The organism is Cyclobacterium sp. SOCE241, from assembly GCF_056867545.1.
This window is the reverse complement of the sequence record NZ_CP149779.1, coordinates 5423122-5447689: the sequence shown is the minus strand read 5'-3', so window position 1 is coordinate 5447689 and position 24568 is coordinate 5423122. Positions and strand designations below refer to the sequence as shown.

Here is a 24568-nt window from a genome sequence, read left to right as displayed (position 1 = left end):
AGTCTATGTCATTCTTTCCACTTAAACCCAAAAGTAATGATCCCTATTAAACATTTAGCCTCCACCCTATCTCTCCTGCTTCTTTCATGCAATTTATATGCTCAGGCCCCATGGGAATCACATGGCCCACTTGAGGTTGCTCCTAATAGGCACCATATCTCCCATAAAGATGGCACGCCATTTTTATGGATTGCTGATACGGGCTGGGGCTTGTTTCAGCAACTTACAAGAGAGGAAGTAGATCTGTATCTCGACCACAGGCAAAAAACCGGCTTCAATGTCATACAGACGGTAGCCTTTTGGTACCCCCATGGAGGAGGAATAAAAAGTGGCCCTCACAATGCTGCCAATGCTTATGGTCACAGGCCATTTACAGGTGGTGAAGATGCACCAAATACATCCGAACCATTAATCGTAGCGGGAGGAAGTACTGAGGCGCCCAATGATTATTGGGACCATGCAGATTACATTATTCAGGCCGTAAAGAAACGGAACATGTACCTGGCCCTACTTCCGAATTGGGGCAGGGCCTATATTTCCAACCAATTTGGTGGGGCACATTCCGAATTTACTGCACAGGAAGCCAAAGACTATGGTGAGTTTCTTGGCAAGAGATACCAAAATGAACCCCATATTCTTTGGGTATTAGGTGGGGATGCAAAAGGCTTTTACAAGGAAGGTGAGAAAAGCTTTGATTCACGGTCCATTTTCAGGGCCATGGCTGAAGGGATTGTTTATGGCGTTACTGGACAATCGGCAAAATGGAATGAACCAAATCCTGCCTGGAAAAAGTTTTTATCACCTATCACCCGGATGGGGATGCCACTATAAATTCATCAAATTGGTTTCACGAGGATGCCTGGCTAACCGCAAATGGGGTGGAAGTATGGAAGGAAGTTGAAAAAGTGTATCCAAGCATGTTGAGGGAATACAATTTGGATAATCCCAAAAAACCGAGTTTATTCTTAGAGGGATCCTATGAATTTGGTGCCTACGGGCATGATTGTGGATGGATAACTCCTGTTCGTTTACGGCGCCAGGTCTACCATACCTTTTTTGCAGGAGGGGCCGGACACACTTATGGCGCAGGTCCAATTTGGCCCATGCGAGGCAATAGAGGAAGTTACAGCTGTGGGTACACCTGGCAACAAGCCTTGGATTTTCCTGGTGCTGTGCAGTTTGCCCAACTTGCCAAAAATTCCTTATCGACCATCAATGGGCAGAATGGATTCCCGATCAAAGTATTTTGCAGGGCTCAGAAAGTGAAGGAGAAAGCCTGAAAACAGCTGTAAAACTGGACAATGGTGAAATGCTATTGGTGTATTTTTCCAATATATCCCAGGCCACTGTTAAAAATATACTTTCAAAATCTGCAGAAGCCAAATGGTTGGATCCTAGTGAAGGCCGTGAAGCCAAAGCAGAAGCCTTCAAATCTGGTGAGCTACGACAAATAACACCTCCATCGGCATGGGAAGATGCCATTCTGGTCTTAACAGCAAAAGAGTAAATACCGGCCCCTTTTCAGGAGCTTTCAAATTGTTTTAAACCTATTAATCATGTTTAAATTATTACCAACAAAAACGGCTCATCTCATGAAAAATTATTCATTCAAATTTTTCCTCCTTGGCCTAATCCTGTTAGGAAGCATTGATCTAAATGCACAAAATACAATGGAGAAAGAGCGAATCATCGTGCTCACAGACATAGAAAACGAACCCGATGATGCCATGTCACTCATTCGGTTCCTTACCTATTCCAATCAATGGGATGTGGAAGGCCTTATTGCCACTACTTCCCGGCACCAGCGAGATCAAATTGCTGCTTGGAGAATTCGTGAAATTCTAACTGCCTATGATAAGGTCAGGGACAATTTAGAAAAACATGAAAAAGGCTACCCAACCGCGGACTATCTTTTGTCTATACTCAAGGAAGGTATTCCAAAATTTGGCATGGAGGCAGTTGGGGAGGCATGGATTCTGAAGGTTCAGAATTAATAATCCAATCCGTAGATGCAGAGGATTCCAGACCCGTTTGGGTATTGGTTTGGGGAGGCCCCAATTGTCTTGCCCAAGCCCTCTGGAAAATTAACCAAACCCGTTCTCCTTCGGAAGTGGATAAATTTGTAGCGAAACTAAGGGTATATACCATTTCTGACCAAGATGACAGTGGTCCTTGGATAAGGAAAACATTTTCCAATTTATTTTATATTGCCAGCCCGGGAATTCATTCACTTGGAGCCTATCACCATGCGACCTGGACAGGCATCAGCGGGGACAAGTTTCATGGACGTTTTTCAGGAGGAAACTTTGAAATCGTGGACAATCCATGGCTTGATGAACACATTCGAAGCAAGGGACCATTGGGTGCGGAATACCCACATATGGATTATCTGATGGAAGGGGATTCCCCAAGTTTTATGCATTTGATACAAACAGGCATGGAAAATCCTGAACGACCTGATTTCGGCAATTGGGGAGGGCGATATGAGTTCTATCAACCCCGGATGGAAAAATGGTTTTCTGAACCGGAAACCCGTGCACTTTGGACAGATGCTCAGGATGAGGTATTGGGCATGGACGGGAGTTACCATACCAGTAATAAGGCAACCATTTATCGTTGGAGAGAAGCTTTCCAGAATGACTTTGTGGCCAGAATGGACTGGACAATCAAGCCTTATGTTGAAGCCAACCATCCTCCTATTGCCAACCTTAAATCAGCCGATTATATCAATGCAAAAGTTGGAGACACTATTGAATTGAGCGCTGAAGGAAGCAAGGATCCGGATGGAGATAACTTGACTTATAAATGGTACCATTACAGAGAACCGGGGAGTTTTACCCAATCCGGAAGTAGGGCGCCAAAGCCAATTGAAATTAATAATGCGGATAAAGTGAATGCCCAACTAACTATCCCAAAAGCTGAAAGGCTAGGAACGGTCCATATCATTTTAGAAGTTACAGACAATGGTTCTCCTGCGCTTACACGATATAAGCGTACCATAATAAGAGTAAATTAACGTTTTATATTAAATACCCCCTCAAGAAAGGTCTTAATCGCATTGAATTGAGACCTTTCTTTTTGGTTGATAAATTATATGCACTAAAAAGAAAGAAGCACTACCAATTGGCATCATTTTTAGGTAATTTACTTCCAACCAAAATAATTAAATTTTGAAGGAAGCTTTTGAAAAATTACGAGGAATACTATTGGGTGATCTGGAAAGTGTAGAACAACTGGCTGTCTCCATCCTTGTCGCAATCTTAATCCTTATCTTTTTCATCTACTTGTCCAGGTGGATAAAAAAGATAGTCAGTAATCGACTGAGTAAGAAAACCGATGATCACTTGCTTACCAATTTTATTAGTGCTTCCATCAAAAGTTTGGTTATGCTATTTGGCTTTGCCTTATTGCTACGATTCTTAGGGCTTACAGGGGTAGTCAATAGTCTCCTTGCCGGAGCAGGAATAACCGCATTTATTATAGGTTTTGCACTAAAAGATATTGGAGAAAATTTTCTTGCCGGTATTCTCTTGGCCTTTAAACGGCCTTTCAAAATCGGTGACATGGTAGAAATCAATGGTATTAGTGGGAAGGTTCGAGCATTGAACTTACGGGACACCCAAGTCAAAACCATAGATGGGAAGGATGTTTTTATCCCGAATGCCTCTATTATAAAAAACCCAATGATCAATTTTACCATTGATGGTTACTTGAGCTACAGCTTTATTGTCGGTTTGGATTATGGGTCTGACTATGAAGCTGCCCTAAAACTCATTACTGAGCTCATTGAGTCTGTCCCTGAGTCTTAAGTGGAGAAAGGAAGCCCACAGTGTATGTAAAGGAACTGGCTTCCTCCACCTTGAATGTCAAAGTTACCTATTGGGTGAACACCTACAACCGTGATCAGATAGACGCAAAAATTCATTCCAGAGCCATTATCAAAGTGCTTACCGGACTGGAAGAGAAAGGCTTCACCTTGCCCGGAGACATTGTTGAAGTCAAAAATCGCCAATAATACCCCTAAATTTCAAATACCAAAACTAAAATCCATTACCCTAGACTTAATAAATTGAACCCGCTATAAGTATCCGTTAGAAAAATTTTTGATTCAAGCATTTACTCCTCTCCTAAAGCTCCCAGCTCTCGGTCTTCTTCGATATGCTTGATTCCGGAGATTTTTAAATCTTCAAGGCGTCCTTCTTTTCCCGAGCTACAGCCGGTGATAATTCCCGAAAACTTTAAAACTTGCTTAATTGTACAGCCTTGTTGCCTCAATTGGCCGGCTATCTGCTCTATATCTCCTGTAGCATTGTCTTCAACAGATGCGATAAAATTCTTTTTCATGTCTGTATCATTTATTGTGGTGCTTGCACCAAACCTGCTCCGGCATCCCTTCCCGGCAAACCAACGTTTCTGGCACTATCGGTGAGTTTTTCCCATATCTCCATAGCACTTGCAGAGGGGTATGCCTCCCAAAGCATTGCCGCCACTCCTGCCACATAAGGCGTAGCCATACTTGTACCACTGATGACCGCATATTCTTGTGGTTTTTTCCATGCACTGTAAATCTCTACCCCAGGTCCGGCAATGTCCACACTTCCTCCATCGGGGTTAAGCCCACCACATGAAAAATTGGCTACAGCTGAGTTTTTATCCAAAGCACCTACTGCCATAATATTGGGACAATTTCCGGGATGATTTACCGGCATAATGGTACCCTGACTCCTTTGGCTGTCATTTCCGGCTGCGGCAATAATTAGTGTTCCCATATCCATAGACCTTTTGGCCAAGTCGTTGTAAATATTGGAATACCTGGTATTTTCACCTACCGACGCTCCCAAGGACATAGATATTACCTTACATCCATTGTTTACAGCCCACTCCATACCGGCCAATATTCCACTGTCACTACCTACCCCTTTATTGGACAAAACTTTTCCGGCATAAAGTGAAGCTTCACTTGCTGCACCATAGCGAATACCCGTTGTACTATTTACCCCTCCTGTAGCTATCCCTGCACAATGGGTGCCATGTCCGTTTAAATCATCCACAGTTTCTCCCGCTATAAATGATTTGGATACAATGGTCCGATTTTGAAAATCCGGATGTGCCAGATTCATGCCTGTATCTAAAATGGCCAAATGGCGACCTTTTGCCCGTTTTCTGACTTTGCAAAGCATTCAACGCATGTACCGCCCAATAGGCTTTGTCGTCGTTTTCAAAATTCGGGGGTTTTACCACCGGAGGATTTTTAGGAACATCCTCAGGCTTTTTAATTCCAAAAATTTGACAAATAAAATTCCACAACAGCATACCTAAATTCCCTCGGCCGGGAGAATCTAAGGTATATACATAACGCTCAGGCTCCATATATTGGAAAGACTGTCTTGCAGCCATCAGGCTATTCACCTGTTCATCATGATCTGCATTGATTACGGCAACATTAAATTTTTCAAATACAATTCCGTCTCCTTCATCAAAAGCTTTGGTGTAGTCCCCCTCCTTATTTTTATACTCACCGGAGGGTGCCAACCTCAATGCAGCACCACTAGCTTCTTCATTAATATTTTCAAAACTAGCTTCAGGATGAAGCAATACTAGTTTTTTACCGGTAAACTCAGGCTTTTGGCCTGATGCAGCTTGGTTGTTAAAATATGGATCCATAAGGGCTATTGGTTAAAGGCTTAATTCTTCAATAAAAAAACTATTATCCTTGTTAAGGTAATCATTAATTTGAGAAAATTCAATAGAAAAAAAACATCTAACTCATTGAATTTCTGCACCATTAATTATTATTCCCAATCAAATAGCAGCTTTGGTCAAAAAGTAATTCTTCCTTCCAATCCACAAAAAATCATAAGGTACTTGAAATAAGAGAGTGGAGTGGATTAATATTTATGTAGGCATTCAAAAGATTATATTTTTCAGGTTCAATTGCTTAATTTTAAATTTGAATGGCTTCACGAATGCTATACAAACAAACACTACCCTAAAATAGTATACAATTAATAGAGTGTAACCTTTTTTATTGGCTTTACTTTATTTTTAACCCGCTTTTAAGTCAATTAAATTCCTAATCCATTTACTATAAATTTGAACCATGTCTTTTGCAAAACTCAAGCTCCACCCTACCCTTCTTGAAAATATTTCTTCCTTAGGCTATACGACTCCTACCCCCATACAAGAGCAAGCCATTCCTGTTATTATTCAGGGAAAGGACCTACTAGGCATTGCCAAAACAGGTTCTGGAAAAACAGTAAGCTACGTAGCCCCTATAATAAACCATTTGATAGGTGGAAAACAAGCTAAAAAGAGCCGGCAACCGAAAGTTTTGGTCTTGGTCCCATCAAGAGAATTGGCCATTCAAGTAGTGGAAGTATTTAAAGAATTGTCCCTCAAATCCCCCATCCCTGTCAAATCCATGGCAGTATATGGTGGTGTTTCGATCAATCCTCAGATGAAAGGCCTTTTTGGCGTTGATATATTGGTAGCAACTCCCGGACGTTTGCTTGACTTACAAAGTTCCGCTGCCATAGACCTTTCCAAAGTCTCCACATTGGTATTGGATGAGGCAGATAAAATGCTGAACCTCGGCTTCCATAAGGAAATGGAAGAGATTTTTGATCTACTACCAAAGAAAAGGCAAAATTTATTGTTTTCAGCGACTCTAAGCGACCAATTGTCAGGAATAAACCGGGTTTTACTTTTGGATCCGGTAGTAGTTAAGGTTGAGGACAAGGTTGAAGACGTGGAATCAATCAATTTATCCGGCTATTTCGTTAGTGATGAAAAAAAGGACCACTGCTCAGACACCTGATCAAAGAAAATGACATGAAACAGGTTTTGATCTTTACCTCCTCCGGAATCAAGGCGGATAAGGTGGCCAATAAATTGCAAAAAAATGGCATCCCTGCCTTATCCATACATGGAAAAAAGAGCCAATTTGCCCGATTAAAGGCCTTGGACCAATTTAAATCAGGGGAAACACCCGTGCTGGTTGCTACCGATCTAATTGCCAGAGGAATTGATTTTTGAAACTCCCTTATGTAATTAATTATGAATTGCCACGCTCTCCTAAGGACTTTGTACACCGGGTAGGGCGAACAGGGAGAGCCAAGGAAGAAGGTTTGGCCATCTCTTTTGTAACAAGAGAGGAAATCCATCACTTTAAAGTGATCTTGAAAAAAATGAAGCGCTTTATTAATATGGTGGATAGCGAAACCATGGATTTCTAATTGATGTTTCGCTAAAAACGCTTTCACTCAAAGAAAAAGGATGTCTAAAAGTAATTCAAGACTTGTACGACAGCAAATGGTAAATGAAATAAAATAGCCTATTTGGTAATGATTGTCAATCCATCATAAACCAGTTCTATTGTTTCAATGGCTACTTCCTCTGTATTCGAATTAAGGTCAAATCCGGTGGCTTTGCTGACCCAGGCATTGGATAGGGACCAGGTCATTGAAGGATTTCCGGATTCATCTAACAATTCGATAATGACATTTTCTCGCCTTGCAGTACCCACTTTAACGGAATTAAACCAATTGTAAAATTCCTTTGCATCTGAAAAAACACCTTTTCTTAGGGTTACATTCGAAAGTTTTGATTTTCCCGGTAATTTAAAGGCAGAAATGGACTTGCTTTCGCTCTTTCTGTATTCCAAATACGCTACTTCGGGATCCAAACCTGATATTTCCTGAAAAGAAAATGTCTCACTTAAAGTTTCAAACTTGACCCTAAAGTAAAACTTAGGTTGTGGCCAAACTGAATCCTGCTTTTCTCCTGCCATATTTTTCTGATTGTATATGTTTTATCTAAGTTTGGAATTACTTTTTGCAATTGTGTTCCAGGACTTTTTTAGCAGTTCCGGCTCAGCAGTTCCTACCATCACCCTTTTACTTTTCCCTTTGCTTTTGTACTTAATCCGCAATGCTTTCCATCCATGTATGCTGTATAGCATACCCTTTGGGGTGATCCTGATTCCAATACCATAGTACCATGGTACCCTGATAATCTCCGTTTCCTCCAGTTCATCGATTTCAAATTTGAGGTTTATCAGTCCTATCCCATAGGACAGTCTGAGCGTAGTGGCCTTAACTTCTACCGTAAGTTTGTAAAGCATTAGCCCTAATATCACAAAAATTGAACTCAATGCTAGAAAAGGAACAAAAGGAAGTGGATTGTTCCCCCACTGAAAGGCATAGGCCAGGCAGAGAAAAGCTACCATAAGTGTAAACAATATAATTACAACCCATCCAAACTGCGATTGCTTGTATTTCATTAGTGGAGGAATTTAGGTTTATTCTGATAGTACAAGATACAGATTTATCTATCAATCTCCATCTAATTTTAGGGCAATGCAGTAGGAAAACGGGCTTTTAGGCCTTCTTCTTTTACGTTTTGGGAATGATCTAGTTATGAATGCTATAACACGTTATTTTTAAAAGGAAAGTCATCCGCATCCATAAAGATCAGATTATTCAGAATTGATGGCAACCCCTGTAAAAGAGCGAAGCCTTGGATCTACTTTAGGGGGAGGCTATTTCCCTCTATACTTAAAAGCGCTATTCATGTTCGGTGATACCTTCGTTACTTAGCTCAATAAAACTGTTTTGTTCAAGGCGTTCATGATAACCAAAGCGTTGTTCCTTATTAAGTCAACAAGCTGCCGGTTTTTCAAATTTCCGGTTTTGATTAAAAATAGCTTCTTAGGCTTCGGGTCCAGAGTAGAATCAATCCATCCATTCCGAATCTACTTTTATAAGGTCAGCCTCCGAAAATAAATTACCGTTTTCAATGTCCTTCTCACTCATTAGGAGCATTTCGATATGATAGGAATTGAGGGCCAACCGTTCTTCGGTTTCGGTCGAGTTCAGAATACTTTCTAACGCTTCCAACAATTTCTCATTTTCAGAAACCATGATCCTGTCTATCAATCTATTTTTTAAATTGTCTAAAGATTCCATGTTCTAAATTTCGGAAATTCCCCTTAGAAATCAAATGCCCAAATACCCAACGTTCAATTGCCAGCCTTAAATTCTAACAACTTTATTGGGTTTCACTAATAACCAGTCACTCAGCCTCTCCTCCCAACTTGTTCTTGATAAAAGATTCGGCATTGTCAAGATGAGTCTGTTGTTTGTCTTTATCCATTTTATCAAGGGAATATACCAGCATATTAGTTCGGTGATTCTTCCGGAAAAAATCCTCCTGTTTCATGACAAACCGCCAAAACATACCGTCCCATACTTCCTCCCATTCTCCTCCGGGATAATTGCTCATCTTTTTGATATAATTTGATCCTCCGATATAGGGTTTGGTTGCAAAAGTTCCTCCATCAGCAAAGAGACACATGCCATACACATTGGGCACCATCACCCAGTCATAAGCATCAATAAACAGTTCCATAAACCAAAGGTAAACGGCATCGGGATCAAACTCACAAAGGAGCATGAAGTTCCCAAGAACCATTAGCCTTTCAATATGGTGGCAGTAACCGGTCTGAAGCACCTTTTTAATGGTTTGGTCTACAGGCACTATTCCAGTGGTCCCCTCATAAAAAGATTGGGGTATTTTTCTTTTGAACTTCCAGAAGTTACGGGTACGCGAATACCTACCCTTGCAGAGATACATCCCTCGAATAAATTCACGCCAGCCAATGATTTGCCGAATAAATCCCTCCGTAGAATTGATAGGTATTCCCTCTTCTTCTGCGAAGGAAAGGGCCTCTTTCACAACTTCAGCAGGCAAAATCAAGCCGCTATTCATTAATGGTGAAAGCAGGCTGTGGTTGATAAATGAAGGCTCTTTTAGTATAGCGTCTTCGTATTTGCCAAAATCATGAAAGCGATAAGTTAAAAACTGCTCAAGCCAATCTTTTGCTTCTTTATGATTGATTGGATAAATCCTGTCTTTGGAAACATCACCTGGATTATCGCCGAACCATTTTTTTGTATAGGCACAGGCCTCTTCCCATACCTTTGATTTTTCGGGGAAATTAATAGCAGGAGGTGTTTTCCCTTTGGGGAATTTCCTCCTGTTTTCCGCATCATAAGACCATTGCCCTCCCATGGGGTTTTGCTCTTCATCGATCAGTATTCCAAGTCTTTTGCGTTGCTGCTTGTAAAAGGTGGCCTGCAAAAATGATTTTTTATCCTTTCGAAAGAAATCGTCCAGCTCTTCTTCATTGTTCAAAAATTGTGGACTTGGAAAAACCTTGACTTCACAGTATTGGGAGAGACTTTGAATGCGCTGCATCAACCAATCATCGACAGGGTCTATAAGGCGGATTGTCTCAATCCCTTTAACTTCAATTTCCTGGTGAAATTTTCTGATATCAGACAAGGCATCGTCAGAAGCTATATATTGGATCTTAATTTTAAGGTCTTGAAGGTATTTTTCATAAGCCTTCATGGAAGCTCGATGAAAGGTTATTTTCTGCTTGTGAAATTTGTACTGCCGGAAGAAAAGGTACTCTTCTATCAGGTAAGTCTCATGTCCATTTTTTATAAGTTCGCTATTTTCAAAAAGCTGATGTGGAAAAACAATATTAATGACTTTCATGGCTTTTATTTCGTTTGCATTTTTCACTGCAGTATTTCACATGCTCCCAATCCCTTTCCCACTTTTTGCGCCAGCTAAACGGGCGTTTACAAGTCAAACAAATTTTGCTGGGAAGGTCTCTTTTCTTCATTTTAACAGTTCTTTCTTACACTTCTTCCAAAAGGAGAAAAAGGAAGGATAGTAACCTGTGACTGTAATAAGCCATTCCCGGGATTCTTGGTGACCTTCATAATGTCTATTGAGCGGATGTTCTTTATAAGTGATTTTCTCTGGGCTTATTTGGGCCAGAAGCTCCTTAAACTCCCCTACATACAACTGTATACCCGGAATATTTTCAGACAAACCAATTACAAAATCGATACATTTTTGATAGACAGGGAATTTCTCTAATAGGGAGGGTTCCAGAAGGAGCACCCGCTGGAAACTTTCCCCCTTATGCCAATCAGGATCTAAGTTATAGTAGTTGTAGACAAGGGTAACTTGGTCTGCCAATACAGGAGGGTTTTCCAATTTCGGTAAATGAAGGTCTACTTTTAAAGCAATATTGTCATTCAATACATTGGGAATTTCCATGCTCTCAAAATGCTCGTAGGGAACATCCAGAAAAGTATGCTGCTGCACACTGTGAAAAAATCTATTGATGTTTTCCTGGTTGGCATAATACTTCTTATTGGAAAAGGTTCCTGCAACCCATTGCCAACTGAGCTGGTTACTGGCAATATCCCCATCCAAAAGATGTGAATACATCCATTTTGCAGGGGTCAACCAATGGGAATGTCCCATATTGCAACAAATGGCTGCCACATACATGCGCATATGATTGTGCATATAGCCGGTTTCATACAATTCTCTGATGGCCTCATCTACCACCTCGATACCAGTGGACGCCTCAACAATAGCCTTTGGCACCTGATAATTTGAAACTGGCTTTTGCTCCTGCTTCAGGTCTGTATGGATGGCCTCTCCTTTGGCTATCCATACCTGCTGCCAATAATCTCTCCAGGCAAGTTCCTGAATAAGTTTTTCGGAATTTTCTTCTGCCCTTTCTAAGGAAATGATGTGTTCATAAACCTGTCTAGTACTGATTACACCCCTAGAAATATATGGACTCAGGCGGGTAACCGCTCCATCTCCATAATTCCGGGATTGGGCATAGCGTACAGGGTCTATTGCTGTAATCCGCTTTCTTATGGCTTCTATGTCGGTTGGAAAGGCTATCTTTTTGAAATTTTATTGTTGGAAATCGCTCTTTGCCTGGAAGATTTAAAACGGTTTATGGCCCCATTTCTCTTGAGAAGATGTTTTTGACTTGTGCCACTGTTCACACGCTTTCTCCAGTTCCTGAATGAACTGGGTTTTAATTCCCTGCGCATGCAAACAATCACTTCGGCTTCCGAAAGCCCAAATTGAGCTCGTATGGCTTCAAATGGCGTTTTATCTTCCCATGCCATTTCGATAATTCTATCTGTATCAGTTCCTGTCATTTCTTAGGATATAACTGATTCGTGCTCGGGTTGTTTTGGAATTGAGAAGATACTTTTCATGCAATGTTTGGTGAAAAAATTTGAACTTCATCTCCCAGTCTCCAAACATTTCTCTTTTATCTCAAAAAATTAGATTTGAAGGTTTTTATACGGAAATGGTTCCGTCCCTGTAACATCCCTCTTTGTACAGGTCAATTCTTTTAATTTATAACTTATCAATGAATTCCATCAACTTTATTTTGGCTTCTTGTTTTGCTTTGAAATCACCATCCTCAGTCCCGCCAAATTCATAAGCATACTCTTTTCCATCAATGTTGACCCTTCCGGCTCTAAGGCGCTCTTTATGCTCAGGGTTATTAGCAATTAAATGTCCCGCATTGTCATATTTAATATTCAGAAAGGCATGCTCAAAGTCATGTTCAGCCAATCTCTTTTCTATCAAGTCTGCCATGACTGAGGATGGCCAGACCTTGTCATCTCTTCCGGAAAAAGCAGGATAGGTCCGTTAATCTTTTCTACCTTGATCATGGCTTTTTGAAGTAAATCTTTTTTCGCCAATCCATCCAACCAATAGCCTTCCATCTCAATTTTACTGGTCTTATTTCCCTTGATTTTATCCATAGGAAGATAAGGAATATCAATTCCTTTGTATTTCCAACTCGCTTTTATTTCATTGGAATTGTAGGGCAGAACTGTATTTGACCAAGACACAGCACTTGGGGCATAAGCCACCACACCACGAATGTGTTTGGGGAATACTGAGGCAAGCACCAGCGCTAATTCAGCATTTCTTGAAGCACCCATCACCACTATTTTGTTTGGATTAACCTCTGTTTGTGCTTTAAGCCAAGTGAGGACATTTTCAAAATAGGTCAACTCAATTTCTTCCGGCAATTCTGGCAATCCTTCCTTTCCTATATAAGGTAGCGACAATCCAACCAAGCCCTGTTGAGCAAATTGTTGGCCCCAATAATCTCCCCACTGTCCTCCACCTACCAAGATCACTGTGGGGCTATTCTTAATGCTTTCCTTGGCAAAGAAATTTGCTTGAAAACCACTCCCATCTATAGCTCTCGGTTTAACCCCACTGAAAAGCAGCTTGTCAGCAATAAAGTAGCCACCTAATAGGAGGAGTAGCATTCCAACAATTAAAATGTACTTTTTATATTTCATGATTATTTTCAGATAGATAAGTAGGTAAAACAGCTTGGCTTTTGTTTTCAAAATTAGCAAAGACAAAAAATTTACTGCCAACTTTATTCACTTTTTAAGTGACGGTATTTATTGTAGTGATAATTGGTTTCCTTCATAAAGGTTTGCCTCATTTTTCAATCAGCCAAGTAGCGACGCTCCTAATATCTGTCTAAATATTAACATTTACGGTTCTTCCTTTTTCTAAAATTACCTGAACACAAAAAAATAAATACCTAAATTTAAAGAATGATGTATTTATAATCGCCATTGTCTATGTCAATGCCATAAAAAGGAAAATGATGCAAAACGGCTTTATATTATTACCAAAATTGAAAAACAAAAGGCTATTGTGTCTGACAATTCTGACCTTGGCCTGTACTAATGAAAACCATTTCAAACCTATACCTGTGGAATATCCAATTACTCAAAAATCTAATCACGTTGACTTGTATTGGGGTGAAGAAGTAGCAGATCCTTACCGATGGCTGGAGGACGATTATGCTGAAAACACCAAAGAATGGGTGATCGCCCAAAATAAAGTCACTTTTGATTACCTTCATAAAATCCCTTTTAGAGAGGCTATCAGAGAAAGACTTGAAAAAGTATGGAATTATGAGAAAGTAGGGGCTCCATTTTTCTACGGTGAATGGACTTACTACTTTAAAAATGACGGGCTGCAAAATCAGTCTGTGCTGTACAGATCACGGGATGAAGAAAATGAAGAAGTTTTTTTGGATCCCAATAAGCTGTCTGAAGATGGCAGCACTTCCTTGTCCAGTATTGCCTTCACCAAAGATGGAAGTTTATTTGCTTATGCTTTTTCAGTCGCAGGATCGGATTGGAGGGACATCTATGTCATGGACACCGAAAGCAAGACCTTACTAAAAGATCAAATCAAGGATGCCAAATTCACAGGCATTTCATGGGAAGGAAAAAAGGCTTTTACTACAGTACCTATGCCCAACCTGACGGATCCAAGCTTTCTGCGGTGACCAATGATCACAGGCTTTATTTCCACGAATTGGGTACCACACAGGCCGAAGATGTATTGGTATTTGGAAATGATGAAACACCTAAAAGGTATGTTTCAGGGACTGTTACAGAGGATGGTCAAGTCCTTGTTATCAGTGCTGCTAACAGCACCACAGGAAACGAATTGTACATCAAAGATTTAAGCAAAGCAGGCAATATCATTAAGCCCATTGTAGCCAATATGGACAACAACCATGGCGTTTTGGATCATCGGGAAGGCTGGCTATTGGTCCAAACCAACAAGGATGCACCCAACAACCAACTGGTAAAAATTGACCTGAACAACCCCGAACCGCAAAAATGGCAGGTGCTTATTCCTGAACAAGAAGAAGTCATGCAAGTATCCAAAGGGGTGGGAAGCTATTTGCTACTTACTTAAAAGACGCCATCAGCGAAATTCGCCAATATGACTATGAAGGCAAGGAAGAAAGCAGAATCGAACTGCCCGGAGCAGGTACTGTTAGTGGTTTCTCCTCCAAAAAACGCAAGACAGCATTTATTATTCCTTCACTTCCTATGTGCAACCGGGAAGCATTTATCGTTATTCAATAAGAGAAGGGAAGAGTAAACTTTACCGACAACCCCAACTGGATTTTGATCCGGAAGCCTATGAAAGCCATCAGGTTTTTTACACTTCCAAGGATAGCACGAAGGTACCTATGCTCATCACCCATAAAAAAGGCTTGGCCTTGAATGGCAAAAACCCGACGATATTGTACGGATATGGCGGTTTTAACATTAGCCTCACACCTGCTTTCAGCATAGCGAATACCGTATGGTTAGAAAACGGTGGTATTTATGCTGTCCCTAATATCAGGGGAGGTGGAGAATATGGTGAAAACTGGCACAAGGCCGGCACCAAGCTTCAGAAACAAAATGTATTTGATGATTTCATAGCTGCGGGAGAGTATCTAATTCGTGAAGGATACACTTCAAGTGATTATTTAGCCATCAAAGGCGGTAGCAATGGTGGGTTACTTGTGGGTGCTACGATGATCCAAAGACCTGATCTTGCCAGAGTGGCTTTGCCTGCTGTGGGAGTTATGGACATGCTAAGGTACCATCAGTTTACTGCAGGAGCAGGATGGGCTTATGATTATGGAACTGCAGATGAAAGTGAAGAGATGTACATAAGCATCCGAACCTGCACAGATTAATTTTGGAGTTGTTGGATTTTATGCTTTGAGGAGCTACTTGATTTTATATTTCTCCCAATTGGAAGGTAGTAGTTGATAGAAGTCTTTTTGCTTGTGGCTCTGGATTCTTTCGAATACGTCCTTGAGCCATTCAAACTCATTAATTTTGTTCTTTTTGCAGCTGGCCATGAAAGAATATGGCTGCTGTCATCTCACAACCTTGTGCGATCACCTGACGAATACGCACGACCCTTAGCTAGTGGACGAACGGCATTTTCAACCGGATATTGTCTATTTCCATTTGTCCATGAAGTGCATAAACACTCAGTCCTGCCCATCTTGACCTGGTATATTCTATAGCCTTACCCATTGGACTTGTTGGTCTGTGGCTGTATTGGTGCTTTTCCAGCCATTGCCCTAATCTGTCCAGCACAAGTGTATGCTCTTTTCTCTCCTTCGTTTTCTGTAGATAGTCATACCCCTTTTCTCTCATCTGTGCTTCCAACTTATAGAAACAGATTGCATTTCATCAAGGACATGGTTTGCCTGTTCCTCATTGTCATTGAGCGCTTCTACAAACTTGCGTCTGGCATGTGCCATACAAACGTTAAATGAATAGTGTCATGTTTTCCCATGGAATCATACACCTTGTAGCCATCTGGATGATACCCTTAAAGTCAGCAAGCATTTCTTTAGGACCCGATCGATCCTCCCTTTTCTGTAATCAAGAGTACTAGACTATCTACCGGCGCATGGTAAACCACATGAACCCCTGATGAATACCTTTTTTGGCAGTCTCTATCTAACACTTTTATAGGCGTTTCGTCTACCTGAAGGTATTTTGACTTAGGACTACCATACTGAGTAGATCGAGTGGCTTGAGCTGTTCCCAGCCCTTGATTACCCAGTCAGAGGCTCGAAGCAGGGATTCTGACGCCCATCTTGCTGTATTTATCCAGCTGCACCTGTGAAGCAGCATTCCGTAGACGACAATGGGTTGAGTGGTCGTTGAATCGTTCGTTCGTTGATTATGCGATGAGTTGAGCAATCACTGATTCTGAAGGTATTCCTTTTTCTATTACTCTGTCTGGTAATGCCAATGAGGATGCCTTCCACCGTTCCGGTCTCGCGTATTTTGGACGTACGTAGCGTTTCACATAAAAAAGATGCCGGAACTACTTCCAATACTTCGGTTACTTCCCCAGCCTCTATCTGCACACAACCTTCAGTGGATTCTTTTGGCTCTATCGCCACTTCTTCCCTTCTGAGCTCTTCGGGAAGGCTCATACGGAGGTACCCTTGGCTCTTTTCTTTGGAGTGGTTTTTGCTCTGTGGTAGGTACTGACTCGGAAAGCTCCTCTTGTACAGGTAGTGCCTAGCTCGAAAAGCCCCATCTGATTTAGTCCCACATTAGCGGTTCTCTTTTCACTCTTGGTGCCAAAAATATACCTAGCTTTTCAAGTTCATGCTTTAGTCTGCTATTGCACTTTCCTTTTCGGAGATGGTCAACAATGACTCTTGATGGGCTTGGAGCTCTTGCTCATATAGCTTTTTGTAGTCGATTGTCTCATTTTCTTTAGCACTAAAAATAAGCATAAAAAATAGGTTTGAAGTAGTTTTAAGGCACTTTTTACTTAATTCACGTGTTTATTTTCACGCCCTTTTTAAGGGTGTGTATCGGGTTCTGTAGTATTACCGATTCCAGCCTTACCCCTGTAAGAGGAAGCTGAGTTGAGTACTCGTAATGGCTGTTCCGATGAGAATAGGACGTTCAAAGTACCTCGTTCCAACTTTTTTGATATATAAGGCAAAACCATCTTTGTCCCGTTGCAAGAATCGGATTTGGTTGCCTCGCTTGCCAATAAAGAAATGAACACATCTCCATTCATGGGGTCAAAGCCAAGCTTGTTACGTACCAGTCCAGAAGGGCATTGATACCAAAACGCATATCAGTGGACTTATCATATAAAAAGTAACGACATGAAGAGGATAAGCGCAACATTCGTTGAACAAAAAACGTTTTAATAAACTCAGGTGGGGCCCCATCATATGAATTTCTAGGCTGGTTAAGAAGGATTAATGAATATGCGCTATTACTCGGCCTTCTCGACCAACAGATGGAATAGTGTCCAGCAATTGGAAAGCTTTCCCATTATTTGTTTCTTCTTCCTGTGTGCTGAATTTTTGGTCAATAATAAAAAGTTGTTCGAACGATCCCATGCATATCGGAAAATGCTGATCTGCTAACCCCTGAGGATAACCATTCTTGATAAAGTTTACGCATGTGCTTTCTGTCTGTCTTTTCATGACACAAGTTTAGCAACAGATTAGCTTTAAAAGATGTGATTTATGGGACAGATGTACCGGTACCTTAAAAATTATTCACCTGTTCATGCCTTGAAGCAAGGAACAGCCTACCCGTCAACTTTGGTCACTACGGCCGACCATGATGACCGTGTGGTTCCTGCTCATTCCTTTAAATTTGCTGCAGCACTTCAGGAAGCCCATAAAGGAGAATTGCCCGTATTGATCCGCATCGAAACCAATGCAGGACATGGTGCAGGCAAGCCTACTTCGAAGGTGATTGAGGAACAGGCAGATATCTTTGCCTTTACCCTTTATAATATGGGGGTGGATTTTGGAGGAAAAAGTGAGTAGGAGGTAATTTTAATCGAGGATAATTATTGAGACCTAGATAATAAGGATCTCCAGTTTGACCATGGGAGGTATAAATGATCATGGTTAGAAAAAATAGGATAGTAAAACCCCTTATTTAATACACTTTAATAAATGTGCAAAATATCGGATCTACCTCCTTCTTGTTTTTATGTCACCAGTTTATAACAGACTAGCATTTATAAAAGGTCTAATTTTCGGATGGATATGAGATTATGGAAGTTTACCCCATAAGTTTTGTCATCCTTTCATTCCCAGGTATTCCTTGGCAGTCAATACTGGAATCTTCGAATGCTTAAAATCTTTTTGATTTCTCGTTATGATTATTCTTACCCCATTTTCAATGGCAGAATAATACTGTATGGCATCTTCAAAATCTTTAAATTCCGAATCAAGCGCCAATTCAATCACCTTATCATCTATGGGAACCACTTCAACCAATACCTTGAACTGCCTCAGTACCTTTCTCGCACTTGAAACCTTCAATTGCTGAGAAAGAATATAATAGGTATTGGCAAAAGTAAGTGCTGACACAAATAATTTCACCTTTCCTTTATCACCCAGGGTAAATAGCTCCTGAGCCTCTTTTAAAAAACTTTTCCGTTTCCCTAATAAATCCAAAACCACATTGGTATCTACAAGTATTCTATTCATTAGTTATACTTATTAGATAAATAATCAATGTATTTTCTTTTCTCTGCACCTTCTTTCAGTTTAACCACACCTGTTAAACTCTCGACCAACGGGCTCACTTCTGCCTTTCCAGCATTTCCCTTTGTAAGTGCATCCAAATAATTTTCAATTAATTTGGACAAGCTAATGTTCTGTTCTTTGGCGTACATCTTCGCACGCTCAATTACACCATTATCAAGTTTTAAGGTCAGTTTTGAATCCATAGCTCTAAATTGTACGTACAAATTTAAAAATATCATACGTTATACGCAACACTTAACTATGATTTCACTTATACGACGTTGGGTTTTACAGGACCATCAGTTTACTGCAGTAGCAGGGATACCATCATAAAGGTTTTAAATTACAAGCAATTCTTTCTCTTTATGGGGTTCAGGAACTTCAGTCAGTAATTTTCTTAAGATAGATTTTTCAAGGCCTCAATAATCTCATCAGGTTCTGAACGTGTTCTATAATCAATATTGACATAGCTCCACTTGACCACCCCGTCACTTCCCAACACAAAAGTGGCAGGAATTGGTAAGATGGTACCATTACCATTATTGATTTTTTCCAAATCAAGTTTACGATCTACTCGCATATGTTCAATCAAAAATTCCGGTACTTCCCAAGCAACACCATATTTTGAAGCCACCTTGGCATCTTGGTCAGACAATACAATAAATTCCATTTTACTAATTTCATTTTCTGTCATTGACCCGTCAGGCACTTCTGGACTGATGGCAACTAATGTAGCCCCTAATTCATGGATATCACCCAATTTGGCTTGTAAGGCTCTTAGCTGTAAGTTGCAGTAAGGACACCAACTTCCGCGATAAAATGTAATCACAACAGGCCCTTTATTCAATAAAGAAGTTAAGGAAATGGTTTTCCCCTGTGGGTTAGGTAGCTCGAAAATTGGCGCTTTTGCCCCAATTTTAATTGCATGCTCTCCCTGTTGGAAAGCTTTTGCCTTGCTAATAATATCATCAACACCTTTCATAAAGTCAGGGTTAGCTTTTCGCCCTGCTTCAATTTTAGCATCTGTTTGTTCTTTTAATTTTCCCATTATTTTTCTTTAACCCAATATAGTTATAACTCAAAGATTCATCTTTAGATCTCATTATTGTCTAATAAAATCCATTCGGTGTTTTTCTGAAAGACAAGGTTCAGAATATTCAATTTTCCCTGCTTTTTCTAATATTTCCAATCGTCCTTGAATGGTTTTGTAATTTATTGCCCCTCCTCTGGTTCAAGTTTAGCCTAGTGTAACTTGGACCCAAAATACAGAAAGTTTTCAACTGTCATCAATTAAACGCTTTGTTCAATCCAAGTAGAAATACTCGGGTAATTTTTCGGTAAATTTTTGCAGTATCCTGCGGAGAATGCACCATACCTTAGTTTATGCAAGATTTCCACTGGTTATTCTAATTTTCTAATTAGGTTTGGTGCATCTTTTTCTATTTTTTCAAGTATTTCTGACGAACTCATTTTAGGTTTGCCTCGTAACTCAACCCAGTTTCCACCGTCTGGAGATGTTTCAGGTTGTGTCGGGTTTGTTATTCTACGCCACCTTATTTTTCCTTCGTCTTTTCCTGTAAATGGGTTGAAGCGTGCATATTCTAAACACTGGCAATTTTTAACCTTATAAGCTGGATTGTTTTTAATAGATTCATATTCTTCGGGTAAAACTCTCTCAAAACCAACTCTCGCTGCACGTATTAGATCTCCATGGGTAACGACTATAATATTTTTCCCATCCTGTTCTCTTGCCTAAGTGTTCATAAGATTACGAATACGTTCATTTTTCACTCCCCAAATACTTTCACCACCTTCAAAAGCAGCGTGAAATGGGTCATCGTTCATCAATTTATCTGTTACCTCATAAAGTTCTTTACGTTCGGCAATAGTCAGCGTTCCATGAACGCCCCAATTACGTTCTGCAAGACGGTCATCTATTTCCCATTTAATTTCCGGTTCATTTGCCGAAATTATTGCTGCTGTTTCTCTTGCACGGAAAAAGCTTGAAACAAAATTTGTGTCAAATTCGCCTACTTCAAGAATATTTTTGTTCACCCATTCTCTTGCTTGTATTGCTTGACTAATACCTTTTTTGAAAGTCGATGTTTATAATCAGTCCGTTTTCGAATGGCTAAAATTTCAGCACTCATTACATCTTTTCCTTGCTTATCCCATTTCTGAACAACATTGGCTTCTGATTCACCGTGCCGTATTAAAACTATACGTTTTGGCATTCCCATATTTTTCTAATTTTTAAGTGATTTGTTGATGTCATCATTGTGCATAAAATCTAGTTAAAGCGCACCATGCCCTTTATTTACCTTCCAAAGATAACTTTTTAACTAAAAACTTAGCTTAACAATTGGATTAAAGCACCTACTCCATATAAAATTCACTGTTTTTGACACAATACTTAATTATATAATTGTTAGCTTAGGCTTTTGTAAACGATTAACCTTTCAAGTTTAGCGAAGCGTAACTTGGACTCAAAATGAAGAAAATTTACAAATTTCATTAAATATTAGTCAGACAAATTCCCGGCAAACTTCATATGACTTCGACAGGTTCAGCCAACGGCGATTATAGGTAGGTAGTTATAATAGAAAAGTAAACATCACCTGAAATATTTTATTGAAGTTGACCCTGCACATTTCTCAGGGTTTAACATTAAATTCAGACTAGGTTATTCCAAACGTCAGAATTCTTAGTTATTTAGCAGTTGTTTTTTAATTTTTCTATGCTTTCCCTTAATCCGCAATTTTCCAAAGTTGCTAAAACTTCATTCTTTGTCTTTTTTGGATTTTTTAGCCTTTTAACCATTTTATTAAAAGCCTTACAAGCTAATTCTGGATGGATATCAAATAAATTTAAAATGAGTTCATCAGGTTTTTGAATCTCAATATCATATTTTGATAGTTCATCCTTTGGGAAATCCCTTGAATTAAATGTAACTATTAAATCTGCATTACACCTTATTGCACAAGCGACTACGTGTCTATCATCTCTATCCGGAAGTTTAAGACTTGGAATTAAATCTTCAAAATCCTCAACATTAGCATCGGGAAAAGCTAAATTCATAGCGGTAATAGTTTGATTCAGTTGTTCTTTTTTCAAATCAGTTCTGTTTTTCAAAAGATTTCTTAGCCACTCATCTTGAATTATGTCAGACCATTTTGCTATAAATACCCCTTCAGCTGCAAGGGATAACAAAATATCTCTAATTGGTGCTGGATATAAAACGCAGGCATCTAATACAACTTTAAACCTAGGTGAATGTATCATTCGTACCCTAGCTTTAGGTCTTGTGCTTGAGTAGATAAAAAATCAAGTTGAGCTTCCCGTTGTTTAGTCAGCTGTTCTTTATAATCTATAATATCCTTTAACAATATTCTTCTGTGACTTCCTACTTTTTTAAACGGAATTATTTTAGTCTCAAGAAGTTTTATCAAATGAGGTCTTGATACATTTAACATATCAGCGGCTTGCTGTGTGCTTACTTCCGAATTTGAAGGCACGATTGAAATCGTCTTGCCTTCAGCCATATTTTGAATTATGGCAGAAAGTAATGTTAAAGCTTTTTTAGGAATAGTTATAAACTCACCAGTTTCTTGTACTTTTATTTTGACTCCTTTTTCTCGAGAAGATTTAATTCTTTTTGATACGACCTGAAAGCCTTTTAAAGAACTTAGTGCAATCTTTTGGTCTTCTTTTGTCGTTCTTCTGATTAAAGTTTTCATAATTATTGTTTTTAATAAAGTTAATCGAAATAAACGAAACAAACAAAATAAACGAAATAGTTTTCCAATGTTCGTTAAAATACATCATACTCATTAATTATTAACAGCTCGGCTAGCATGCTTAGTTTAGCCCTACACACCGGGCTTTGGCGGCAATGAATGCTCGCCATTTGTGCCGGTTGGGTACCTCTAGGTTCAACTCTTGCGAAGCGTAACTTGGACCCAAAATGAAGAAAGTATATAAATTTCATTAAACTTTTGTCGGACAACTTTCCGGCAAACTTCATATGGCTTCGACAGGTTCAGCCTCTAGTGATTATAGGGTAGGTAGTTAAAATAGAAAAGTAAACATCACCTGAAATATTTTATTGAAGTTGACCCTGTACACTTCTCAAGGTTCAACACTGTTTTCAGACTAGGCTATTCCAACCGTCAGAATGTTTAGTTATTGTGGATAGTTTTTATTTATTTCAAAGGTGAATGCTTTCAGATTTTCTGACTTCAAATTACAACGTTCATCGAATAGATCATTGATGGCGTATTCAGAACTGGAATAAAGTTTTATCTCATGTTGGTCACAGTCACTCTCGAATATGATCAACCCTAAATTTAATTGATCTATAAGATTTTGGAGCTTATTTAGCGCATGAAATTTTCCAATCAAAGACTTGAGATTTAAAACATGTTGATAGTGATTAAACCTTTTAAGTCTATCGTGATATGGATACAGCTTCTCAGGTTCGAGAATACCGATGTCTGTACCATTCATGAAAATGTGCAGCTCGGACGACAGTCCAAAGTTAGTTTCAAGAGGTCTACAATCCAATTTCTCAAGGTCGGCCTTTTGAATCAAGATTTCAAAAATGTCTGCACTCATTTTTTTCTAATTGTCCAGTAGAGTAGCCCCTGATAGGCTACCTTATTTAATTACCTATAAAGATAAGAATAAAAGTAAGCATCCGAGGAACCCATATAGATTAATTTGGAGTTGTTGGATTTTATGCTTTGAGGAGCTACTTGATTTTATATTTCTCCCAATTGGAAGGTAGTAGTTGATAGAGATCTTTTTGCTTGTGGCTCTGGATTCTTTCGAATACGTCCTTGAGCCATTCAAACTCATTAATTTTGTTCTTTTTGCAGCTGGCCATGAAAGAATACATGGCTGCTATCATCTCCGCAGCCTTGTGCGATCCTGCAAATAGATACGCTTTACGACCTATAGCTAGTGGACGAACGGCATTTTCAACTAGGTTATTGTCTATTTCCATTTGTCCATGAAGTGCATAAACACTCAGTCCTGCCCATCTTGACCTGGTATATTCTATAGCCTTGCCCATTGGACTTGTTGGCCTATGGCTGTATTGTCCGTCTCTAATTACAACATCGGTATTCTACCTCTAGGTTGAGCCTATTGTGTATTTCCCTTTGCATTTATAACCAGATTCCCGGGTTCCATATTTGAGCCCTTGTATAAGTCTTGCCACCTGAAAGACGCCAGTCATACAGAAAGTAAACAGGTGACTTCTGTATTCGGTGCTGTTAAACACCACTTTTTACTCCGTATCATACTTCCTAGCTTTTGACTGGATGTACCCACTTCTCGACCTCATCGGTGGTTCACTTACGTTCAACTCTTACACAAATACCTGTTATCCTCGGGGATAACTTTTCCCAATCGCTCAATACCTTGGCTCTTTACCAAAGCACCATTAGGTGGTTTGATGCTGTCTCCTGTAAAACAACATCGGTGGGTCAACCATTTTAAAGGATTCCACCATCTCAAATACAGCATGCAGAACTATTTATTACCGATGTTCTACTTCTCGGCACACTATGATGAGTGGGGATTAGAAAGCACCAATCTTTCGTCTCGTACATAGCCACACCTTGATTTAAATTTAAAACTTGTGGCGGACTTTCCAAGTGCCACCAAACTTTCCTGAACGATAAAACCCCATTCATTCATAGTATATGTTAGGTATAGTTTATTTCATTGAAAGTGGGAATGACAGCATATTATCAGACTTCACGCTATAACCATACAGAGTAGCAG

Annotated in this window: 37 protein-coding genes and 3 pseudogenes; 13 read left to right on the top strand and 27 right to left on the bottom strand. The window is 39.7% G+C overall.

Annotated features, from left to right (window positions below; translation table 11 throughout):
- Window positions 1-36 precede the first annotated feature (36 nt).
- The 7 genes from WG932_RS27770 (at window position 37) to WG932_RS27740 (ending at window position 4015) form a co-directional block, all read left to right on the top strand.
- A complete protein-coding gene (locus WG932_RS27770; protein ID WP_483086065.1) occupies window positions 37-831 on the top strand; it encodes an apiosidase-like domain-containing protein in 795 nt (264 codons plus the stop codon).
- Window positions 783-1280, top strand: coding sequence for an apiosidase-like domain-containing protein (locus WG932_RS27765; protein ID WP_483088732.1), 498 nt, complete (start codon window positions 783-785; stop codon window positions 1278-1280). Before WG932_RS27770 ends, WG932_RS27765 begins: the two co-directional genes overlap by 49 nt.
- A complete protein-coding gene (locus tag WG932_RS27760) occupies window positions 1247-1507 on the top strand; it encodes a putative collagen-binding domain-containing protein (protein WP_483086064.1) in 261 nt (86 codons plus the stop codon). The genes WG932_RS27765 and WG932_RS27760 overlap by 34 nt, the downstream gene beginning before the upstream one ends.
- A gap of 163 nt (window positions 1508-1670) precedes the next feature.
- Window positions 1671-1994: a nucleoside hydrolase-like domain-containing protein gene (locus WG932_RS27755; protein ID WP_483086063.1), complete on the top strand. Its 324-nt coding sequence runs from the start codon at window positions 1671-1673 to the stop codon at window positions 1992-1994.
- Window positions 1970-3016: a nucleoside hydrolase-like domain-containing protein gene (locus WG932_RS27750; protein WP_483086061.1), complete on the top strand. Its 1047-nt coding sequence runs from the start codon at window positions 1970-1972 to the stop codon at window positions 3014-3016. The genes WG932_RS27755 and WG932_RS27750 overlap by 25 nt, the downstream gene beginning before the upstream one ends.
- Window positions 3017-3170: 154 nt before the next feature.
- Window positions 3171-3809 carry a mechanosensitive ion channel family protein gene (locus tag WG932_RS27745; protein ID WP_483086060.1) on the top strand — a complete coding sequence of 213 codons (639 nt, stop codon included), beginning with the start codon at window positions 3171-3173 and terminating at the stop codon, window positions 3807-3809.
- A gap of 20 nt (window positions 3810-3829) precedes the next feature.
- Window positions 3830-4015, top strand: a complete 186-nt coding sequence (locus WG932_RS27740; protein ID WP_483086058.1) for a hypothetical protein — start codon at window positions 3830-3832, stop codon at window positions 4013-4015.
- Between the two features lie 101 nt (window positions 4016-4116).
- Here WG932_RS27740 and WG932_RS27735 read toward each other — a convergent pair whose 3' ends face one another.
- The 3 genes from WG932_RS27735 to WG932_RS27725 are packed head-to-tail and all read right to left on the bottom strand — an operon-like array spanning window position 4117 to window position 5664.
- A complete protein-coding gene (locus tag WG932_RS27735) occupies window positions 4117-4344 on the bottom strand; it encodes a hypothetical protein (RefSeq protein WP_014020916.1) in 228 nt (75 codons plus the stop codon).
- A gap of 11 nt (window positions 4345-4355) precedes the next feature.
- Window positions 4356-5141 (bottom strand): S8 family serine peptidase, encoded by a 786-nt coding sequence (locus WG932_RS27730; RefSeq protein WP_483086057.1) that lies wholly within the window; start codon window positions 5139-5141, stop codon window positions 4356-4358.
- Window positions 5044-5664: a hypothetical protein gene (locus WG932_RS27725; RefSeq protein ID WP_483086056.1), complete on the bottom strand. Its 621-nt coding sequence runs from the start codon at window positions 5662-5664 to the stop codon at window positions 5044-5046. The genes WG932_RS27730 and WG932_RS27725 overlap by 98 nt, the downstream gene beginning before the upstream one ends.
- A 436-nt stretch (window positions 5665-6100) precedes the next feature.
- On the opposite strand from WG932_RS27725, the gene WG932_RS27720 reads away from it, so the two are divergent.
- The 3 genes from WG932_RS27720 to WG932_RS27710 are packed head-to-tail and all read left to right on the top strand — an operon-like array spanning window position 6101 to window position 7235.
- On the top strand, window positions 6101-6817 hold the full coding sequence (locus tag WG932_RS27720; RefSeq protein ID WP_483086055.1) for a DEAD/DEAH box helicase: 717 nt from the start codon (window positions 6101-6103) through the stop codon (window positions 6815-6817).
- A gap of 14 nt (window positions 6818-6831) precedes the next feature.
- Window positions 6832-7035, top strand: a complete 204-nt coding sequence (locus WG932_RS27715; RefSeq protein WP_483086054.1) for a C-terminal helicase domain-containing protein — start codon at window positions 6832-6834, stop codon at window positions 7033-7035.
- Window positions 7032-7235, top strand: a complete 204-nt coding sequence (locus WG932_RS27710; RefSeq protein ID WP_483086053.1) for a helicase-related protein — start codon at window positions 7032-7034, stop codon at window positions 7233-7235. The genes WG932_RS27715 and WG932_RS27710 overlap by 4 nt, the downstream gene beginning before the upstream one ends.
- A gap of 98 nt (window positions 7236-7333) precedes the next feature.
- On the opposite strand, the gene WG932_RS27705 is transcribed toward WG932_RS27710, so the two are convergent.
- The 9 genes from WG932_RS27705 to WG932_RS27665 form a co-directional block, all read right to left on the bottom strand.
- The gene (locus WG932_RS27705; protein ID WP_483086052.1) at window positions 7334-7789 is read right to left on the bottom strand and encodes a phage tail protein; all 456 of its coding nucleotides are present in this window, start codon (window positions 7787-7789) and stop codon (window positions 7334-7336) included.
- A gap of 21 nt (window positions 7790-7810) precedes the next feature.
- Window positions 7811-8281, bottom strand: a complete 471-nt coding sequence (locus WG932_RS27700; protein WP_483086051.1) for a hypothetical protein — start codon at window positions 8279-8281, stop codon at window positions 7811-7813.
- 451 nt (window positions 8282-8732) lie between these two features.
- Window positions 8733-8966, bottom strand: coding sequence for a hypothetical protein (locus WG932_RS27695; protein WP_483086050.1), 234 nt, complete (start codon window positions 8964-8966; stop codon window positions 8733-8735).
- 106 nt (window positions 8967-9072) lie between these two features.
- Window positions 9073-10590, bottom strand: a complete 1518-nt coding sequence (locus WG932_RS27690; protein WP_483086049.1) for a cryptochrome/photolyase family protein — start codon at window positions 10588-10590, stop codon at window positions 9073-9075.
- A complete protein-coding gene (locus WG932_RS27685; protein ID WP_339680073.1) occupies window positions 10550-10693 on the bottom strand; it encodes a DUF2256 domain-containing protein in 144 nt (47 codons plus the stop codon). Before WG932_RS27685 ends, WG932_RS27690 begins: the two co-directional genes overlap by 41 nt.
- The gene (locus tag WG932_RS27680) at window positions 10690-11580 is read right to left on the bottom strand and encodes an FAD-binding domain-containing protein (protein WP_483088731.1); all 891 of its coding nucleotides are present in this window, start codon (window positions 11578-11580) and stop codon (window positions 10690-10692) included. Before WG932_RS27680 ends, WG932_RS27685 begins: the two co-directional genes overlap by 4 nt.
- A gap of 197 nt (window positions 11581-11777) precedes the next feature.
- Window positions 11778-12047 (bottom strand): TIGR03643 family protein, encoded by a 270-nt coding sequence (locus tag WG932_RS27675; RefSeq protein WP_014020907.1) that lies wholly within the window; start codon window positions 12045-12047, stop codon window positions 11778-11780.
- Between the two features lie 205 nt (window positions 12048-12252).
- On the bottom strand, window positions 12253-12498 hold the full coding sequence (locus WG932_RS27670) for a hypothetical protein (RefSeq protein WP_483086047.1): 246 nt from the start codon (window positions 12496-12498) through the stop codon (window positions 12253-12255).
- Window positions 12486-13220: an acyl-CoA thioester hydrolase/BAAT C-terminal domain-containing protein gene (locus WG932_RS27665; RefSeq protein WP_483086046.1), complete on the bottom strand. Its 735-nt coding sequence runs from the start codon at window positions 13218-13220 to the stop codon at window positions 12486-12488. The genes WG932_RS27670 and WG932_RS27665 overlap by 13 nt, the downstream gene beginning before the upstream one ends.
- Window positions 13221-13537: 317 nt before the next feature.
- Between WG932_RS27665 and WG932_RS27660 the strand changes: the two are divergent.
- Together WG932_RS27660 and WG932_RS27655 are read left to right on the top strand one after the other, a co-directional pair.
- Window positions 13538-14825, top strand: a pseudogene (locus WG932_RS27660) (prolyl oligopeptidase family protein).
- Complete coding sequence (locus WG932_RS27655; RefSeq protein WP_483086045.1) at window positions 14792-15430, top strand: prolyl oligopeptidase family serine peptidase; 639 nt, start codon at window positions 14792-14794, stop codon at window positions 15428-15430. Before WG932_RS27660 ends, WG932_RS27655 begins: the two are co-directional and overlap by 34 nt.
- 33 nt (window positions 15431-15463) lie before the next feature.
- Here the strand turns inward: WG932_RS27655 and WG932_RS27650 are convergent, their stop codons facing one another.
- From WG932_RS27650 to WG932_RS27625, 6 genes and pseudogenes are all read right to left on the bottom strand, one after another.
- Window positions 15464-15598 carry a transposase domain-containing protein gene (locus WG932_RS27650; RefSeq protein WP_483086044.1) on the bottom strand — a complete coding sequence of 45 codons (135 nt, stop codon included), beginning with the start codon at window positions 15596-15598 and terminating at the stop codon, window positions 15464-15466.
- A 67-nt stretch (window positions 15599-15665) separates the two neighbouring features.
- The gene (locus WG932_RS27645) at window positions 15666-15914 is read right to left on the bottom strand and encodes an IS66 family transposase (RefSeq protein WP_483086043.1); all 249 of its coding nucleotides are present in this window, start codon (window positions 15912-15914) and stop codon (window positions 15666-15668) included.
- Window positions 15899-16009, bottom strand: a complete 111-nt coding sequence (locus WG932_RS27640) for a hypothetical protein (protein ID WP_483086042.1) — start codon at window positions 16007-16009, stop codon at window positions 15899-15901. Before WG932_RS27640 ends, WG932_RS27645 begins: the two co-directional genes overlap by 16 nt.
- A gap of 870 nt (window positions 16010-16879) precedes the next feature.
- Window positions 16880-17005 carry a hypothetical protein gene (locus tag WG932_RS27635; RefSeq protein ID WP_483086041.1) on the bottom strand — a complete coding sequence of 42 codons (126 nt, stop codon included), beginning with the start codon at window positions 17003-17005 and terminating at the stop codon, window positions 16880-16882.
- 111 nt (window positions 17006-17116) lie between these two features.
- Window positions 17117-17275 (bottom strand): annotated as a pseudogene (gene tnpB / locus WG932_RS27630) (IS66 family insertion sequence element accessory protein TnpB); the annotation flags it as partial.
- Window positions 17276-17485: 210 nt separating this feature from the next.
- Entirely contained in the window at window positions 17486-17716 is a 231-nt protein-coding gene (locus WG932_RS27625) for an IS66 family insertion sequence element accessory protein TnpA (RefSeq protein WP_483086040.1), read from the bottom strand.
- Between the two features lie 48 nt (window positions 17717-17764).
- Between WG932_RS27625 and WG932_RS27620 the strand changes: the two are divergent.
- Window positions 17765-18067: pseudogene (locus WG932_RS27620) on the top strand (prolyl oligopeptidase family serine peptidase); the annotation flags it as partial.
- Between the two features lie 258 nt (window positions 18068-18325).
- Here WG932_RS27620 and WG932_RS27615 read toward each other — a convergent pair.
- From WG932_RS27615 to WG932_RS27575, 9 genes are all read right to left on the bottom strand, one after another.
- A complete protein-coding gene (locus tag WG932_RS27615; RefSeq protein ID WP_483086039.1) occupies window positions 18326-18739 on the bottom strand; it encodes a type II toxin-antitoxin system VapC family toxin in 414 nt (137 codons plus the stop codon).
- Entirely contained in the window at window positions 18739-18981 is a 243-nt protein-coding gene (locus tag WG932_RS27610; protein ID WP_242067829.1) for a DUF6364 family protein, read from the bottom strand. The genes WG932_RS27615 and WG932_RS27610 overlap by 1 nt, the downstream gene beginning before the upstream one ends.
- Window positions 18982-19175: 194 nt before the next feature.
- Window positions 19176-19826, bottom strand: a complete 651-nt coding sequence (locus WG932_RS27605; RefSeq protein ID WP_149394751.1) for a peroxiredoxin-like family protein — start codon at window positions 19824-19826, stop codon at window positions 19176-19178.
- A gap of 704 nt (window positions 19827-20530) precedes the next feature.
- Complete coding sequence (locus tag WG932_RS27600) at window positions 20531-20833, bottom strand: histidine phosphatase family protein (RefSeq protein ID WP_483086038.1); 303 nt, start codon at window positions 20831-20833, stop codon at window positions 20531-20533.
- Window positions 20830-21012, bottom strand: a complete 183-nt coding sequence (locus WG932_RS27595) for a hypothetical protein (RefSeq protein ID WP_483086037.1) — start codon at window positions 21010-21012, stop codon at window positions 20830-20832. The genes WG932_RS27600 and WG932_RS27595 overlap by 4 nt, the downstream gene beginning before the upstream one ends.
- A gap of 478 nt (window positions 21013-21490) precedes the next feature.
- Window positions 21491-22060, bottom strand: coding sequence for a PIN domain-containing protein (locus WG932_RS27590; RefSeq protein WP_483086036.1), 570 nt, complete (start codon window positions 22058-22060; stop codon window positions 21491-21493).
- Window positions 22057-22515 (bottom strand): helix-turn-helix domain-containing protein, encoded by a 459-nt coding sequence (locus WG932_RS27585; protein ID WP_339680088.1) that lies wholly within the window; start codon window positions 22513-22515, stop codon window positions 22057-22059. Before WG932_RS27585 ends, WG932_RS27590 begins: the two co-directional genes overlap by 4 nt.
- Before the next feature lie 445 nt (window positions 22516-22960).
- Window positions 22961-23392 carry a hypothetical protein gene (locus tag WG932_RS27580; RefSeq protein WP_339680090.1) on the bottom strand — a complete coding sequence of 144 codons (432 nt, stop codon included), beginning with the start codon at window positions 23390-23392 and terminating at the stop codon, window positions 22961-22963.
- 136 nt (window positions 23393-23528) lie between these two features.
- Entirely contained in the window at window positions 23529-23891 is a 363-nt protein-coding gene (locus tag WG932_RS27575) for an IS66 family transposase (RefSeq protein WP_483088730.1), read from the bottom strand.
- Window positions 23892-24568 lie beyond the last annotated feature (677 nt).